The organism is Pedobacter sp. GQ55, assembly GCF_059758925.1.
Map to the genome: position 1 here is coordinate 125,367 of NZ_JCAXEI010000001.1, position 15,303 is coordinate 140,669.

At 41.1% G+C, this 15,303-nt stretch carries 17 protein-coding genes; 4 read left to right on the forward strand and 13 right to left on the reverse strand.

Going from position 1 to position 15,303, the window contains the following annotated elements; genetic code table 11:
* Nucleotides 1-79 precede the first annotated feature (79 nt).
* The gene (locus AC6CH7_RS00545; protein ID WP_498260812.1) at nucleotides 80-1,006 is read right to left on the reverse strand and encodes a LysR family transcriptional regulator; all 927 of its coding nucleotides are present in this window, start codon (nucleotides 1,004-1,006) and stop codon (nucleotides 80-82) included.
* Between the two features lie 484 nt (nucleotides 1,007-1,490).
* On the opposite strand from AC6CH7_RS00545, the gene AC6CH7_RS00550 reads away from it, so the two are divergent.
* Nucleotides 1,491-2,270, forward strand: coding sequence for an alpha/beta hydrolase (locus AC6CH7_RS00550; RefSeq protein ID WP_498260813.1), 780 nt, complete (start codon nucleotides 1,491-1,493; stop codon nucleotides 2,268-2,270).
* 111 nt (nucleotides 2,271-2,381) lie between these two features.
* Here AC6CH7_RS00550 and AC6CH7_RS00555 read toward each other — a convergent pair whose 3' ends face one another.
* The 3 genes from AC6CH7_RS00555 to AC6CH7_RS00565 form a co-directional block, all read right to left on the reverse strand.
* The gene (locus tag AC6CH7_RS00555) at nucleotides 2,382-2,816 is read right to left on the reverse strand and encodes a Rid family hydrolase (protein ID WP_498260814.1); all 435 of its coding nucleotides are present in this window, start codon (nucleotides 2,814-2,816) and stop codon (nucleotides 2,382-2,384) included.
* A gap of 105 nt (nucleotides 2,817-2,921) precedes the next feature.
* On the reverse strand, nucleotides 2,922-3,530 hold the full coding sequence (locus AC6CH7_RS00560) for a pyridoxamine 5'-phosphate oxidase family protein (protein ID WP_498260815.1): 609 nt from the start codon (nucleotides 3,528-3,530) through the stop codon (nucleotides 2,922-2,924).
* Between the two features lie 31 nt (nucleotides 3,531-3,561).
* Nucleotides 3,562-4,545 carry a type I glyceraldehyde-3-phosphate dehydrogenase gene (locus AC6CH7_RS00565; RefSeq protein WP_498260816.1) on the reverse strand — a complete coding sequence of 328 codons (984 nt, stop codon included), beginning with the start codon at nucleotides 4,543-4,545 and terminating at the stop codon, nucleotides 3,562-3,564.
* Nucleotides 4,546-5,134: 589 nt separating this feature from the next.
* Here AC6CH7_RS00565 and AC6CH7_RS00570 point away from each other — a divergent pair.
* The gene (locus tag AC6CH7_RS00570; RefSeq protein ID WP_498260817.1) at nucleotides 5,135-5,722 is read left to right on the forward strand and encodes an RNA polymerase sigma factor; all 588 of its coding nucleotides are present in this window, start codon (nucleotides 5,135-5,137) and stop codon (nucleotides 5,720-5,722) included.
* An 82-nt stretch (nucleotides 5,723-5,804) separates the two neighbouring features.
* Nucleotides 5,805-6,932 (forward strand): FecR family protein, encoded by a 1,128-nt coding sequence (locus AC6CH7_RS00575; RefSeq protein WP_498260818.1) that lies wholly within the window; start codon nucleotides 5,805-5,807, stop codon nucleotides 6,930-6,932.
* 129 nt (nucleotides 6,933-7,061) lie between these two features.
* On the opposite strand, the gene AC6CH7_RS00580 is transcribed toward AC6CH7_RS00575, so the two are convergent.
* The 9 genes from AC6CH7_RS00580 to AC6CH7_RS00620 form a co-directional block, all read right to left on the reverse strand.
* Nucleotides 7,062-7,226 carry a hypothetical protein gene (locus AC6CH7_RS00580; RefSeq protein ID WP_498260819.1) on the reverse strand — a complete coding sequence of 55 codons (165 nt, stop codon included), beginning with the start codon at nucleotides 7,224-7,226 and terminating at the stop codon, nucleotides 7,062-7,064.
* A complete protein-coding gene (locus AC6CH7_RS00585) occupies nucleotides 7,201-7,761 on the reverse strand; it encodes a type IV toxin-antitoxin system AbiEi family antitoxin (RefSeq protein WP_498260820.1) in 561 nt (186 codons plus the stop codon). Before AC6CH7_RS00585 ends, AC6CH7_RS00580 begins: the two co-directional genes overlap by 26 nt.
* Complete coding sequence (locus AC6CH7_RS00590; protein ID WP_498260821.1) at nucleotides 7,746-8,207, reverse strand: hypothetical protein; 462 nt, start codon at nucleotides 8,205-8,207, stop codon at nucleotides 7,746-7,748. The genes AC6CH7_RS00585 and AC6CH7_RS00590 overlap by 16 nt, the downstream gene beginning before the upstream one ends.
* A gap of 184 nt (nucleotides 8,208-8,391) precedes the next feature.
* Nucleotides 8,392-9,645, reverse strand: coding sequence for a gliding motility protein GldB-related protein (locus AC6CH7_RS00595; RefSeq protein ID WP_498260822.1), 1,254 nt, complete (start codon nucleotides 9,643-9,645; stop codon nucleotides 8,392-8,394).
* Between the two features lie 138 nt (nucleotides 9,646-9,783).
* Nucleotides 9,784-11,097: a sensor histidine kinase gene (locus AC6CH7_RS00600; RefSeq protein ID WP_498260823.1), complete on the reverse strand. Its 1,314-nt coding sequence runs from the start codon at nucleotides 11,095-11,097 to the stop codon at nucleotides 9,784-9,786.
* A complete protein-coding gene (locus AC6CH7_RS00605) occupies nucleotides 11,094-11,774 on the reverse strand; it encodes a response regulator transcription factor (RefSeq protein WP_498260824.1) in 681 nt (226 codons plus the stop codon). The genes AC6CH7_RS00600 and AC6CH7_RS00605 overlap by 4 nt, the downstream gene beginning before the upstream one ends.
* 21 nt (nucleotides 11,775-11,795) lie before the next feature.
* Nucleotides 11,796-12,638: a hypothetical protein gene (locus AC6CH7_RS00610; protein ID WP_498260825.1), complete on the reverse strand. Its 843-nt coding sequence runs from the start codon at nucleotides 12,636-12,638 to the stop codon at nucleotides 11,796-11,798.
* Nucleotides 12,639-12,642: 4 nt separating this feature from the next.
* Nucleotides 12,643-12,966, reverse strand: coding sequence for a hypothetical protein (locus AC6CH7_RS00615; RefSeq protein ID WP_498260826.1), 324 nt, complete (start codon nucleotides 12,964-12,966; stop codon nucleotides 12,643-12,645).
* A 53-nt stretch (nucleotides 12,967-13,019) separates the two neighbouring features.
* Nucleotides 13,020-13,667, reverse strand: coding sequence for a hypothetical protein (locus AC6CH7_RS00620; RefSeq protein WP_498260827.1), 648 nt, complete (start codon nucleotides 13,665-13,667; stop codon nucleotides 13,020-13,022).
* Nucleotides 13,668-13,801: 134 nt separating this feature from the next.
* Between AC6CH7_RS00620 and AC6CH7_RS00625 the strand changes: the two genes are divergently transcribed.
* Complete coding sequence (locus AC6CH7_RS00625; protein ID WP_498260828.1) at nucleotides 13,802-15,031, forward strand: exo-beta-N-acetylmuramidase NamZ family protein; 1,230 nt, start codon at nucleotides 13,802-13,804, stop codon at nucleotides 15,029-15,031.
* The last annotated feature ends 272 nt before the right edge of the window (nucleotides 15,032-15,303 follow it).

Consider the following 15,303-nt stretch of genomic DNA (forward strand, 5'->3'; position numbering starts at 1 on the left):
CTTACCCCGCCAACCGCTGTTGCGAAACTCCGAAATCAGCTATATTGGCAGGGTTATTCCTATTTAACGGTTGATATGCTCAGCTTGTTGCTGATAGCCGTTCACGATGCAGTGGCCAGTTCTGTGCCAGAATTTCTTCCAGATGTTTGATCTCCTGGGGATAAGCGGTATTCTTGCGCTTACCGAAATACAAGGTGTTTTCAACCTGCGGGCTGCCTTCCCAGGCGAACTTTACCGAATTGGCGGCGATCTGCTCACTGCACAGGAAATCAGGCACGACCGCAAAACCCTTACCGTTAGACATGCAGCGCAGGATTGAACCGAATGAAGGCACCACATATTTGGGCCTGAAACTTGGGAGGGCATCAAAACTTGCCGACCAGAAACGGGTGAGGTGTTCCATGTCCGCGGCGGTGGTATACCAGATCTGAGCGTTGAGCCACTCTCTGACTGCCGCGCGGTCTTCTTTCAGCAATAGCGCTTCGAATTCTGCCGTGTCAGTCTGGTTACCGCAGATCAGCACGATGCGCTCTTTGGTGAAGGGTTTGTATTCCAGGTTATGCTGTGTTCCTTTCTGGGATGTCAGGATCAAATCCAGACTACCATTGTTTAGCTCCTGGAGCATTTGGGGATTATCGCCAAATTTGGTCACCAGGTTAAAAGGCAATTCTGAAATATGCGCTTCAAGCATGTGCTGAAAGATTTCCATAGACATTCCAATACTGACTGTGGGTTTTTCTGCCTTTGATTTCCGGTGAAAAATATGCTCGGCCTCTTCGAGTTTGTTCATATGGTCAATAATAAAGTTATAGAGCATAGTACCGCGCTCGGTCGCTACCATTTTGCGTGTATCGCGGTCGAAAAGCCGGTGACCGGCAAAAGATTCCAGCGAACTTAAGTGAAGACTGACCCCTGGCTGGGAAATAAACAGGTCTTTGGCTGCCGCAGATAGTGTTCCTGCTTCATATATAACTTTAAAGGTTCTGAACCATTCTAAATTGATCATTGTTTGTTTGTTAAGGCGTTTAAGTTTTTAATTTGTGGTTGTAAAAGTATTTATACGCTTTGGCTTCACCAGATCAGGATATCCTTGATGATGATTTCCTGATGCTTGTCTTCTACAGTTACCCATTAGTCAAATACGTGCCATAATGCCTAAACCGATAGTTTTTGGATTGCATATTGTATAATTAATTGATTGTCAGTGCATTGAAAATGTATAGAAGATAAGAAAATTGAAAACCTGCAGATTGCCTCCGATATTTTCGGAGTTGAAGGGCTATAAACTCTGAAAAAATCGGATGATGCCACGGCCCTGGCCGCTTTAGCCCGGGGGCAATGCAGCGCGTGATTGTGGAGCTTCCATGCATATTTGACCATTGATCACTATTCTGATGACAGTTAATACTAGAGTGATTTTGCGTACAGGTTTAAACATGCAACTTTTGTTTCTGTAAACTTTACCCTTCCGGGTAGTAAAAAAAAAGAAAATGACGAAGAAAATTTCATTAAAAAAGATGGCCATTACGGCCGTTATGCCGGTAATCTTACTGGCCATTCCAGGGTCAGGTTCCGCCCAGACTCCAAAAGTTAAAAATGTAGTGCTGGTTCACGGCGCTTTTGCAGATGGTTCAGGCTGGCGTTCGATCTATGCGCTTCTGAGCAAAAAAGGGTATAAGGTAACGGTGGTGCAAAACCCGCTCACTTCCTTAGAGGAGGATGTCGCAACCACCAAACTTGCCCTGGATAAACAAGATGGGCCTGCTATCTTGGTAGGCCATTCCTATGGCGGTGCGGTAATAACCGAAGCCGGAAACCATCCCAAGGTTGCAGCACTTGTGTATGTAGCGGCTTTCCAGCCTGATAAAGGGGAAACAGTGCTCCAGTGGGTACAGTCTGCGCCGGCTGCGCCGGAAAGTGGCATCCTGCCACCTGATGACAAGGGTATCGTATATTATGATCAAGGTAAGTTCCATGCCGGATTTTGTGCAGATCTTCCAAAAGAACAATCAGATTTCATGTTTGCTTCTCAGGGGGCATTCCATGTAAAAGCGTTTGTTACTCCTCTGACTAGTGCAGCCTGGTCTTCCAAACCCAGTTATGCAGCCTTAGCTACGGAAGATAAGAGCCTGAATCCAGAAATTCAGCGTAACATGTATAAACGTTCCAATACTAAGGTAACCGAGATAAAAGGAAGCCACCTGATATTTGTTTCGCAGCCTGAAAAAGTGGCAAAGGTTATTGAGCAGGCAGCTCAGCAACAAAAGTAGCCATTGAACGTAAAGTTAAACCCGCCGTAATTTCAAATCGAGTGATGAGAAATTGCAGCGGGTTTTTAATTAGCGTGGCTGTTTTCTTGTCGCTGTGCCTGCCAATCCCTATTATTCGAGTCCGGCTTTAGTTTTGTCTTTTGGCGCTTTTTTCTTCTTTTTGCTGCGCGCCTCGACTTTGATTTCAACCAGCTGGCCGGCTAGGGCCAGACCTTCAATCTCAACGATGGTACTGGGTACCGACATGACATCCGGGTAGACGATTCTCCCAAGTTTTTTTCTGGCCTGAAAGCCAGATTCCATATCCGTGACGTAAATCGTCTCGTCTACCACTGTGTCCATAGTTATATCAAAGGTTTTCAACAGCCTTTCGATGTTTTGATAGCTCAGGCGCATCTGCGCTTCCATACCTTCGGCGAGATTCCCGGATTCATCGGTTCCCAGCTGGCCGGAGATCCATACAGATCTCCCAATTTTTAGTGCTTGAGCATAACCATACTCTTCTTCCCAGGGCATAGCTAAGCCCCTGCTTTCTTTAGTTTCCATAATATCAATTTGTTTATTTTTTGAATGTTTCCGGCGCAATAAAGTACAAGGCTTGTAGAGGCCGCCTGGTATTTGATGGGTTTAAAAAGGCACCCCGCGCGCGTGTTAGCTCAGTCTGGCCTGGAGTGCTTTAATTTCTTCTTCCAGTTTGTTGATGTACTGCCTCTGCGGCTCCAAAAGCTCGCGGACTTCCTCAAGGGTGTATTTCGGGTTGATATGCTGCGGACAATTCCAGTCGTAAGCCTTAATCTTGAAAATCATCATTTTTTCGGGCTTAAACTGATAATCTTTCGGACTTAAGAAATCATAAAGGCTGGAGTCCTCCTGCAATTCTACTATTTCTGCTTCGGCATAAATTTTCAACCTCGCCCGGAGCGGATAGGACATTAGAATCAGGGATACTTTGGGATTCTTTGAGATATTTCCCGTTGAGATGTACTGACGGTTCCCGATAAAATCCACTATGCCTATGGTTTGCTGATCAATGACCCGGATGAATCCTTTTGGACCACCCCGGTGCTGGATATATGGAAAGCCATTCTCTCCGAACGAGGCCATGTAAAAGCTGTCAATCTGGGCAATAAACTCTTCTTCTTGAGCGGTTAGCCCATCAACATAACTTCTTTTCTCCATCCGCTCATAGCTGAGCCGGCTTCCCAGACGTTCCTGCAGTTTTTTAACTGCATCAGTAAATGCTAGTTCCGAATAATTCATGTTTAGTTTTTTTTAACTATAAATGTAAACATTAAAGGGTCTGAATCTGCCTGATCATCTGATTGGTGAAGCCCCATTCGTTGTCATACCAGGCCATCACCTTTACCAAATCTCCGTCGACTACCCTGGTCATGGCCAGATCTACAATGGCCGCGAAAGGACTTTTGATGATGTCTGTGGAAACCAGCGGCTCATCGGTAACGCTGACCACCTGGCGGTAGCGCTCGGATCCGGCCTCTTGCTGAAGAATCTCATTGATCTCCTGTGCAGAAGTAACGCGTTCAGCGATGAAGGTGATATCTGAAATCGAACCCACCGGAACAGGCACACGGACGGCAACCCCGTCGAACCTGCCTGCAAATTCGGGCAGTGCTTTGGTGGTGGCGATAGCTGCGCCAGTTGCAGCCGGTGCCAGGTTGATTCCCGCGGTTCTACCCATTCTGGGCTCTCGTTTAGAAGGCGCATCCATCAAGGTCTGTGAGGCGGTATATGCATGAGTGGTATTCAGGATGGCCTTTTTTATGCCGAGTCTCCTGCCAAGAATTTCGATGATTGGGCTGATGTTGTTGGTTGTGCAACTGGCACAGGAGAAGATACTTACCTTGCCAGCCTCCGTGTTTACGCCGTGAACCACTGTAGGGGTATCTTTAGTGGGGCCTGATATGATCACAAAACTGGCGCCGGCTGACAGATGTTTTTCGGCGTCTGCATTACTGGTAAAGACCCCGGTACTTTCAATGACCACTTCTGCTTGGAGTGCTGTCCATGGCAACTCGGCAATGTCTTTGATTGATGTGTAGCGGAAGGACTTTCCATCAACGAAAATCAAATCTTCCTTGAAGGTGACTTCTTTCTCATATCTCCCATATATACTGTCATACTTCAGCAGGTATACCGCGTTTTCTATACTCATCAGGTCGTTTACCCCGGTAAGTTCCAAATCTTTCGTCTCTAAAATGACTTTCAGAGCGGCCCTGCCGATCCTGCCAAATCCATTAATTGCTATTCTTTTCATCAATTTAGTTTTATTTAATTGGATGCATTATTGGGGTATTTTTTATGAGTCAAAGATAGGTTGATCAGCCGCAATCCTTTGGCTTTTTACCATCACGCAATTTATAAATGCTATCAGTATGATGATATGGGAGTGGTTTGACCCGGTGCCACCCAGTGTTTGTTTAGTACTTTATTTAGATGATTATTTATCATCTCCATGAATGGGGATTATTCTATATGAGGCCACGTTCCGCGAAAGAGGTGGCCACATACGGAATAATCCCCACAGGTAAACAAGCGACTTTTTGATCGTTTAGGAGTAAATAATATGGTGGAAGCACTTTCTTATGCTGTTAATAATAAGATTATTTAATTTATTATTCAGGGGCAATCTATTGGAAAGGTTGAAATAATCCAAAAGTAATATTAAAAAATACTGACCCTAAGGTTATTGCGATTTTACCCTTGATAGTTTAGAATATTTTTTATAATCTTGAGGTGAGAGCGTTAATTTAGGAGGCGGCGACTGTCCATTAATTTAGGCAGCGCCGCTTTCTTTTTTCATTAAAGGAGCTCTAAAAGATCATTATTGAAAGAAAACCGTATAAATGAATGATTGTAGAAGACTTTCAGACGCTGAGCTTGTAGACCTCCTGAAGACAGGGGACCATCATTCATTTACTGAGATTTATAAACGGTACAATAGCTTGCTTTACATCTATGCCTATAAAAAGCTTCAGGACAACGAAAGTGCCAAAGATATTATCCAGGAGATATATGTCCATTTATGGAATTCCAGGAGTAATTTAAATATTCAGACTACACTTTCTGGCTACCTTTACAAGGCTGTTTTAAACCGTGTACTGAATGTTTTTCGGCATGTAGCCATCACACAGGAATATATCTCATCATTCAAAGAAGTTACAGACACTGCACCTGCTCAAACGGACTATCGCATTAGGGAAAAAGATCTCAAATCATTAATTGAAAAAGAGATCAACAACCTGCCAGAAAAAATGCGCGAAATATTTCAATTGAGACGCCAGGAATATTTAAGTAATAAAGAAATAGCAGATCGCTTAAATATCTCCGAACATACAGTCGCTACTCAAATCAAAAGAGCATTGAAAACACTTCGGGGAAAATTTGGACTGTTCCTTTTTATATATGCTTTTTTAACAGGGATGTTGAAATAAATATTTTTTTTCTTCGTGTACCCGATTCCTAATTCTGAGGTGTCTTTGTTTTGATTATCTTAAAAAACGCATAGGGTAGATTATGAACGATGAACAAGTAAAGGACTTATTGAAGAGATTTCAGGCCGGGGCATGCTCCGATCGGGAACTTGAAAAAGTGCGTTACTGGCTGCACAAATTCCGTGAGGATGAGCAGTCCGGTTTGTCACAGATTGATCTGGAAACTATTGATGATCAGATGTGGCAACCTATTCTTAAAGCTACTCAGCCAGAAACTGACAGAATGATAAGGTGGCCATTACGGGTTGCAGTTTCAGCAGCATCGATCATCATCCTGGGTATTTTTATTTATTTCTTCACTAAAGACTCTTCGAATAAAACATATGCAAATGACATTGATCCGGGAAAGAATACCGCCGTACTCATTTTGAGCGATGGTAAAACGATCAATTTGTTAAATGCTAAAAATGGTTTACTGGCCCTACAATCTACCACTCAAATTACAAAAACCGAAGAAGGAGAAATTATCTATACCTCTCGACATGAGCTGCCCCCGTTACAGAACGGGGGCAAAAGCTCATACTCTGGAATTTCAAATACCATTCGAACGCCACGTGGCGGACAATATAAGCTCTCGTTGCCGGACGGCACGAAAGTATGGCTAAACGCCGCTTCATCTCTAACATATCCGATTTCTTTTGATTGGCTTAAAGAGCGTAGAATTGAGCTGAACGGCGAAGCCTACTTTGAAGTTGCTAAAGATAAATTACATCCATTTTTAGTACAAAGTAAAACACAAACTGTAAAAGTACTTGGAACACGGTTTAATATCAGCGCCTATTCTGATGACCAGTTTACAAATACAACATTGCTTGAAGGTAGTGTTCTGGTTAACCAGGTTACACTTAAACCCGGGCAACAGGCTGTGAATTCAGGAACGGCGATCAAAGTGGATGTTGTAGACCCCAATGATGTTGTTGCCTGGAAAGAAGGAGAATTTTCTTTTAGAAACGAACCTCTTCAAAATATCATGAAGAAAATATCAAGATGGTACAACGTGGATGTTGTTTATCAAAATAAAGAAGCCGGCAAACAGATTTTTGGCGGTACCATATCCAAATATGAAAAAATCTCACAGATACTTCACATCCTGGAGTTAACTGGTGATGTAAAATTCAGGGTAGAAGGAAAAACAATCACCGTGTTATAGAAAATTTAGTTTCCCGACAGGAGATTCATCAAAATTATGTAATTTGCATCCGAAAATGAATGCACGGTCTCATCCGCTTATAAGTTTACAGATTTAAACTTTTTCTAATATAGGATACCCTGCCAGCGCCTAGATTATACTGCGATTATACTGCGCGTTCAGGATCAAATCTCTGGCTGTTGCGCCGATCAGTATGAAGTCGTAAGCCTTTTCACCAAGTATTTCCTGGATCGCGATAATGACCTGTCTGAGGTGATCCGGTATTTTGTCAGTTGGTAAATTGAATGTATTCATCAAATATTCTTTGGGCGGTATCTATATTTCTGCTATCGTTTGAAGTAATCAGTTCTGCATATGCCAGGACTGGTGGTACGGCGTCTGGTGACTTTATGGGCGAGGCAAATATTGGATGATTCTTATTCCAGAAGTATTTAAGTGCCTCTATTTCTCCTTGTGCGTCTGACGGGATCAGCTTGAGTGCTGACATCCACTTCTTATTTTCGCCGGTAACGAAAAGGGAAAGCTTTCCTGGGCCTAGGTAATTGGTATACAGATTGGCTGCGGCTTCTCCACCCCACTGGGCATTGATTTCTTTGACGTCAATTTTTTTAAAATTACGCAGCAGGTCAAGTGATTTAGAAGTATAGTTTCCTACGAGTAGTTTAGGCTTGAGCTGCTCCTTGTAAGCCTGCACCCATCGGCTTAGCAGTTCTTTTTTTGAGTTGATTATTCTGCGTTTGTTTTGCCCTTCATACAGGTAGTTGCTCTGTAGCATTTCGCTGATGATAATGGAGACGGAAGCTGCGGAAATACTTACTGCTGTGGCCATTTCCGGTAGGTCAGGTTAATGAATTCCGGGTTGTGTAAAACGCCAAATGACATTTTCAGCCCTGCTTCGGAAAATAATCTGCTTTTGTTTTTTCCCGGTATTTTTATCGTGGGCTTGATTCCTGATCGAAGGATATAAACTTCACCTTGATTTAGGTATACATTTCCCACTGTATCCAGGAAATTGATGTCTTGGGCTATTAACTCGTCGGCTATTTTTGGATAAACGATAGGGGCAAGTACAAATATATTCCTTTGATTGTTGGATCGCATGGCAATTTGCATTGTTTTTAGAAATGGCAACATGCCGTGATCTAATTTTGGCACTTTTATTACACTGTATTCAACGGCCTTATTCCTGAATCGCAGAATAATGATACCGGTGTTCTTGTCGGCATTTAATACCATTCTTGGCTTACCAAATTCCTCTTTAAGGCCTTTGGGCAAAGCATTGATCCCTTGTTCCCACAGTTGATGTACAGTTATTTGTTTACTATGTTTTATTGTTTACTGACAGTAAACAATAAAACATAGTAAACAAAAATGAATTTAGCAATAGTTCGCGGTCAATATTATCTGTGCAGTTACAAATAGAAAAAGAAAATTATTCAAAAACTGTTCGTAAAAAAAATCACTTAAACAGTTGCTCAATGCCACTTTTAATGTAAAATTCTTTATAGTTGCTGATGTTAAGTATATCGCTTACGGCTTTATTTTTATCGGGACTTTTGTCGTAATAAGCTTTGCAGATTTGATAACCCACCCAATAGCCCAGATCGGCAGGTTTATCTGCTGTTTCCTGATCTGAATTTGCGATCCAGTTGCGGGACCTGTTCAGGTACATTTCTTTCTGGAAATCAGCCCAGATCTGCTTTTCTTTGCCTTTAGCCCAAACAAACAGACGCTCATTAGCCGTGTTACCCGATATCAGTTCGCCAATGAAATCGGCCATACCTTCGGTGAGGGCCCCGGCAAGGAGCGTGGTGTCGCCCGCAAGCCCGCCCTGATTAAAATGAATGAGCTCGTGGGCAATCAGGTGAGGCAGGGCCTCAAGATTTGTAAAGTTGTTTTGCTGCCATAAGTTGAGTTCTTTAACAGGAACTTCTTTAGTCCGTGCAGATTGGTCTAAGCCTATTAACAAGCCTGCATTGGTACTGGTCCCACCTGAGCTGAATGCGCCTATGACAAAGTAAATATCCGGAAACTGAGCTTTGCTGTAAATTTGTTTGAACTTGACAAAGCTTTGAATCATTTGAGGTTTTTGCTGATCAACGGCATAAGTATTTTTACGTACAGCAGCGTAAAATTGAGGCTTGGTGTGCACAGATTTTACAAAATTCTTTAGGTTTCTGATTTTATATGCCAGATAATCCTCAAGTCCATTTGAGGCATGGTCTACATAGTATTTCTGATAAAGACCAAGGGCCTTAGCCGAATCTTTTTTTGCCAGGTCGTATGCCTTCCAAAAGTTCTTTACATCACTGGTGATCAGTTTAGCCTTGTGAGGATCTGTCGTGCTGTTCTTAACTGTTTTTATACTATTTAAAACTTCAGACCAGCCTTGTAAGGAATGCAAGGACTCAAGGTCTGTGTCTTTTTTTATTTGATCGGTATTTTTATAACCGCTATTTACAGCATTTCTCAGTAGAACCAGCGCACTATCTTTTTGACCACTTAAGGCATAACAACAGGCTGCATTATAATAACTATCCGATTTAATGACCTTAAAGTCGGCTTGGCCGGTCGCTTTTAAGTAATACTTTCCTGCTTCTTTGAAGTTCTTCGCTTTGTAAAGACTGTCGGCTATTTTCTCAGGTCTCACCTGGGCAATGGTTGTAGTGCCACTTAGTAGAAAAAGAATTAAAAGTTGTTTGAATTTAAACATATAAAATGATGTTTTTGATCAATGTTTATGATATAAATAATAAGTTATATAATCTGTTAAAAAGATTAGTAATTGGCAGTTCTTATCAAAGCTAATTAATAATTTATATAATATCGGCGCATTTTTATAGGTTAAGATCTAAATATGTTTTAGGGACAGACTTACTGTTGTCCCCTGGTGTAATTTTGATTTTATCTCTATTTTGATGTCAAAATAATCAGCGATACTTTTCACGATTGACATCCCCAATCCATGTCGGCCACTACTTCCATGATGTGAAAAACGATCAAATATTTTGTTAAGATTCTCCCTGGGAATGCCCTGCCCTGTATCGCTGATCAAAATTCGATAGGTATTCTTTACATTTTCGTCCCTTATCTGGATGCTTCCTCCAGGTTTATTGTAGCGTATGGCATTGTTGATCAGATTGTAGAACAAGTGAAAGATGAGCTCCTGATTCATGCCATCCAGTTGCAAATCTTCTTGAATGTCCATGTTAACGAAGACCTTTTTATTTTCCAGCATTGGATTCAACTCAAAAACAATATCAGATAACACTTTATGTAGCTTGACCTTGTCTGTTTTTTTGTATTGCCCGCTGTCTATTCTTGCCAGAAAAAGCAAAGATTTGACGATTCGTCCCAGTCGATCCAAGGTGTTGTCCATTTCAGATAATTTGACTGCCTGCTTTTCATTCAAATCCTTGTCGATCATCATATTTTCGATTTTACTGCGCAGAATACTAATGGGGGTCAGTAGTTCGTGAGAAGCATTTGCAGTAAACTCCCGCTCCCTGGTAAAAGCTTTTGTAGTACTTTTCATCAACGCTTTCAGGGAAGCATCAAGAAAGATAAAATCATTAGTGCTTGTTTTAATTGGTGAAAAATTCAGGTCAAAGGGAAATTCCTGTTTCACCAGCCGCTTGTCGATGATAGACCAGAAAGGTTTTAACGCCCTTCTTGAATAGTAAAAATCTAAAATAATTGTGATAAAGAACAGGATGAGGAGCAGTACCAGGCCGACATGCTGCAATAAACTACTATAGAGTTCAATGGTCTCACGGGAACGACCTATCTCAAGGATATAATATTTTTTATTGTGTGTAAAAACATTTTTCAGTATCCGGTATTCTGCCGTATCTCTATCAATAATTCTTATCTGGTCATCGATTTCCTTTAGTCCTATCAAGGAGTCAGCGGCTACTTGTTGAATGGCAATATAGTCATCTTTGAGCATGGTATAGCTACCGTATGCAGCTGATCCTTCGAGGTAAAAATCCAGGCCTTTCGCCCTGATGTTCTGAAAGGCTTCATTGCGTTGCAGCTTCAAGAATTTGTCAATGGTATAGACAGAATACCAGTTGAATATTACCGGGAGAAGCAGTATAAAAAGACCAATGATAATCAGCTTGGATAAAGCAAAGTATACGTTTAGTTTATGGTTCAGTTTCACTTGGATAAGTTTACTTTATAACCTATTCCTCTAACAGATTCTATCCAGTCTACAGGAGCATAGACAGAAAGTCTTCGGCGGATATTCTTGATATGAACATCAATGTAATTGGAATCTCCAATGGAGATGCTGAGGTCTCCCCATACATACTCATATAGCTGACTTCTGCTCAAAGGTCGGTTGCGGTTAAGAATAAGATAGCTCAGAATATCGAATTCCTTTCTGTAGAGCGAAATCGGCTGTCCTTTATAGTATACCATACGCATAGCCAGGTCCACATCGAAATCTCCAATTTGGAATACATTTCCGCTGGTTGCAAATTTTCTTCTAATGATGGCCTGAATGCGCGCATGAAGCTCAGCAAGTGAGAATGGCTTGGGAAGATAATCGTCAGCTCCCAGTTCCAATCCTTCAATGCGGTTTTTGATATCCCCTTTGGCAGATAGTATCACAACTATTGAATCAGCCTGATCCATTTTTATGGCTTTGAGGATATCCAGGCCGTCTCCGTCAGGCAAGCCTAAATCCAATAAAATAACATCAAAGTACCGCTCAGTTAAAATGGAAGTTGCAGCTTTTACCGTGTCAGTGGTGTCACAGTCATACTGAAGATTGGTCAGGAAGCTCACGATTTCATCCGATAAGGTATGTTCATCTTCAACTAATAATACTTTCATATTTCTATAGAATCAGGTTAGCTACAGCTGATAAAAATAGCCTAAAGAAAAAAAAGAATTTGACCGGTTGCCCTGAGCGCTTTTATTGCTCAAGACTGACAGCTGATAAGATAGCATCACGGCTCCTTTTCCCCGGTAATAAATAAAGGGTACATTAAAGTTATAGGAAAGCAGACTAAAATCAGTAGACACCGTTGTCCGTTCAGTAGTTTGAGGTTGATTGTTCGCAGGAAGCGGGAGTATTTTATCTAGTCCCATCCATTGTTTTTGCTCCTCAATGTAGGTGTTGTAAAAGCGTTGTGTACCAGCTACAATACTGATCCCGGGTTTTAAGTAAAATGTGTTTTTTTCTCCCAATTGTCCCAGGAGGATATTCTTAGAATTATCAAGCGATATAAATACATCCTGTGATTGCCCAAAGTTATAATCTCCGGTCAGTTCCGTCCGGAACAGATGGTCAATACCAATGGTTGAACTCAGGCTATTGGGATTTGACGCTTGAAGCAGAGGCGATGCTTTTGAATAAAATGAGCGGGTATAGCCTACTTCAAAATCTGCATTGGAACCGAGATCAAATTCAAACCCTGAACTCAGGTGCAGTTCTGAAGGAAAATTGTTCTCCTTAAGCAGGTGATATCCACCTCCGGAAATATACCATCCCCAGGACGTCCTTAGCTTTAGGTCTATATATGCAAAAGGAAGGGTTTCAGCCGCAGTCTGTCCATAATAATTTGCGTTTGAACTGGCAACAGCAGACAAGGTAAGCGTGGTTCTCTTTTCACTGGACAGCGTGTCGGACTGTCCAGATACAAATAAGGGGACAGTTATCAGGAGGAATACCAGGATAGTAAGTAAGTTTCGCATAGGTTTATAGTTTAATCTTTACCTGGGTATTGACCTTCACTTTAACTGGTCTAATACGGGGAGATTTTATATTTATTGAGGTTGGAACAATAGTTCTTGGAATGGCTTTGTTCTTAGCTTTAGGCACATTCCTTAAGATACTTTCAGTTTGAGGTAAGGTTGCCGCTTTGTGTCTTTCCACCCTGCGCTTTGCCAGTTGTTTCGCGTTGCCTAATGTATCTTGTTGTAGATATGTAGATATCGAAGGATTTATTTCACTGGCAGCGTACGCCCCGTTGGTACAACCAATGATCAGGAAAATGAAAAGAGTATATAGATAATAGCTCATAATCAACAAATTTGGGAATCATTTCAGATCCCCAAATTCATAATTTAAGGTGATTAAAGTTTAATTCCTGTAGTCGTTTTTACTTTGGCATTGATTGCTTTTGGCTTGATGTTGACATCAGTTTTCACTTTTGCATTAGCAGAAACTGTTTTAACACCGGAATTAACTTTACCGGTCGTATTGCCGATAGTTTTTACAGCTGTATTCCCTTGACTTTTCACCGAAGCGGCACTACTGACAACACTACCTTTTACTGCGGTAGTTGCATCTGATTGTGCCAAATTACTTACTTCTACTCCATGTGTGTTGTTATCGCTAGCAGTCCCACCAACGCCCACTTCACTGTTTGCTGAAATTTCCGCATTTGAAGCCTTTTTATCTACGGCCTCTTTTCCTGCTTTCACTTTTTCTTTGGTCGCATTTTTTTTCCCTTCTGTTTTGGCTTTTAAACGCTCCGTATTTAAACTTGCTTCAGCATTAGCGGATTGTGAACTTTCTATGTTTTTTTTGTTCAATTTCACCTCTTCCTTGCTATTTGCTTTCAAAGAAACTTCTTTAGTTTTCTGTTGGGCCATAACTCCGGTAAATACCATTACCGAGAGTGCCATCGTTAGTATTTTTTTCATGTTCAATGTTTTATAGCTCAAAGCTAATTCTGGAATATGAAAATAAAATGAAACTCCTTTAAATGATTTATCCAACAACTTTTGTTTATTAGTATACGGCCCACAGTATATATATGATACTTTAGTCAAATTTGCTAATTTAGTCCTTGTGGCTTGGAGACATCTTGCATAGCACTAATGGTAATAAAGAAATTATAAACCTTCTAAAGATGATGAGATTTACTTCTTTACTTTTTTTAACGCTTCTGGCGATCAGCAACATTAACAGTGCCGCACAAATTGCTTCGTCAAACCGAAGTACATCCACTAAGCCGGGAATTATCACAGGTGCCGACCAGACTGAAAAATATTTGCCTTATCTAAGAGGAAAACGAATTGGCCTGGTGGCAAATCAGAGTTCCATTATTGGCAAGAAAAGCAGCGTAGATAGTTTAGTGAGCCTTGGAATTAAAATTGTAAAGGTATTTGGTCCTGAGCATGGTTTTAGAGGCAATGCCAGTAATGGAGCTGTGGTGGGCAATGAGGTAGATAATAAAACTGGCATTCCAATCATCTCTTTATATGGCAAAAATGAGAAACCAACAAAACAACAGTTGGCGGATATCGACCTTATAGTCTTTGATATTCAGGATGTGGGCTGCCGCTACTATACAAATATCAACACACTTGAGTATGTGATGGAAGCCTGTGCAGAAAACAACAAAGAGCTGCTAATTCTTGACAGACCTAATCCTAACGCATATGTTGTAGACGGGCCGGTAATGACTGATGATAAATTTAAATCTGGCATAGGTATCCATTACACACCCATGACGCATGGCATGACTATCGGTGAATTTGCACAATACCTTAATGGTGAAGGATACCTGAAAGAACAATGCAAAATAAACATCATAAAAGTTGCCAACTATGATCATGACATGCCTTATGTATTACCGATAAATCCCTCACCGAATTTGAATACGCAGCAAGCCGTGATGCTTTTCCCGAGCTTATGTATGTTTGAAGGAACAGCTATCAATGAAGGCCGTGGAACTTATATGCCATTTACCATATTGGGAGCACCCGCATTGAAAGGTAAATATTCATTTTCATATAAGCCGGTAAGCATTCGCGGCATGAGTGAGCGACCAAATCACAAAGATGCTGTTTGTTATGGGATTGACCTTCGCAATGATGATATTAACAAACTTCGCAAGAGCCGCCAGATTAATTTATCCTGGTTAATTGAATTGTACAATGCCTATCCGGATAAAGCTAATTTCTTTACCCCCGGTAGAGCGAATCAGGATGTATCGGCTTTTGATCTGCGCATAGGTACAGATCAATTAAGAAAGCAGATCATTGCGGGAGTATCGGAAGCGGACATCAGAAAAAGCTGGGAACCTGGATTGAAGAAGTTTAAGGCTATACGGGCAAAATATCTCCTATATCCGTGATTAGTTAATTTGTCATTTTCTACACAAGACAGAGCTAAAAGGACAACAGCATTTTATAATGACAGATGTTAAAGATCCTCATTTTTGGATCTACTGCTTGTTGGACTATCTTAATGGGATAAAGAGCTACTTAGGTTGGTCTTCACATTTCGTGAAAATGGCGGATTAGGTATATGTAATGCGAGCCACAGAGAGATGATTGCACCTTAATAGATGGTATGTGTTAAGATTATGGTTTCATAAGTTAAAATTCACTAACTCTCGAAGATTAA

Excerpts from the sequence above, each read along its gene's own strand:
- AC6CH7_RS00595 (WP_498260822.1), bottom strand. The coding sequence starts at position 9,645 with ATGTTTAAATTCAAACAACTTTTAATTCTTTTTCTACTAAGTGGCACT.
- AC6CH7_RS00560 (WP_498260815.1), bottom strand. The coding sequence starts at position 3,530 with ATGAATTATTCGGAACTAGCATTTACTGATGCAGTTAAAAAACTGCAG.
- AC6CH7_RS00575 (WP_498260818.1), top strand. The coding sequence starts at position 5,805 with ATGAACGATGAACAAGTAAAGGACTTATTGAAGAGATTTCAGGCCGGG.
- AC6CH7_RS00545 (WP_498260812.1), bottom strand. The coding sequence starts at position 1,006 with ATGATCAATTTAGAATGGTTCAGAACCTTTAAAGTTATATATGAAGCA.
- AC6CH7_RS00580 (WP_498260819.1), bottom strand. The coding sequence starts at position 7,226 with ATGAATACATTCAATTTACCAACTGACAAAATACCGGATCACCTCAGA.
- AC6CH7_RS00555 (WP_498260814.1), bottom strand. The coding sequence starts at position 2,816 with ATGGAAACTAAAGAAAGCAGGGGCTTAGCTATGCCCTGGGAAGAAGAG.
- AC6CH7_RS00610 (WP_498260825.1), bottom strand. The coding sequence starts at position 12,638 with ATGCGAAACTTACTTACTATCCTGGTATTCCTCCTGATAACTGTCCCC.
- AC6CH7_RS00585 (WP_498260820.1), bottom strand. The coding sequence starts at position 7,761 with ATGGCCACAGCAGTAAGTATTTCCGCAGCTTCCGTCTCCATTATCATC.
- AC6CH7_RS00615 (WP_498260826.1), bottom strand. The coding sequence starts at position 12,966 with ATGAGCTATTATCTATATACTCTTTTCATTTTCCTGATCATTGGTTGT.
- AC6CH7_RS00625 (WP_498260828.1), top strand. The coding sequence starts at position 13,802 with ATGATGAGATTTACTTCTTTACTTTTTTTAACGCTTCTGGCGATCAGC.
- AC6CH7_RS00565 (WP_498260816.1), bottom strand. The coding sequence starts at position 4,545 with ATGAAAAGAATAGCAATTAATGGATTTGGCAGGATCGGCAGGGCCGCT.
- AC6CH7_RS00605 (WP_498260824.1), bottom strand. The coding sequence starts at position 11,774 with ATGAAAGTATTATTAGTTGAAGATGAACATACCTTATCGGATGAAATC.
- AC6CH7_RS00570 (WP_498260817.1), top strand. The coding sequence starts at position 5,135 with ATGAATGATTGTAGAAGACTTTCAGACGCTGAGCTTGTAGACCTCCTG.
- AC6CH7_RS00550 (WP_498260813.1), top strand. The coding sequence starts at position 1,491 with ATGACGAAGAAAATTTCATTAAAAAAGATGGCCATTACGGCCGTTATG.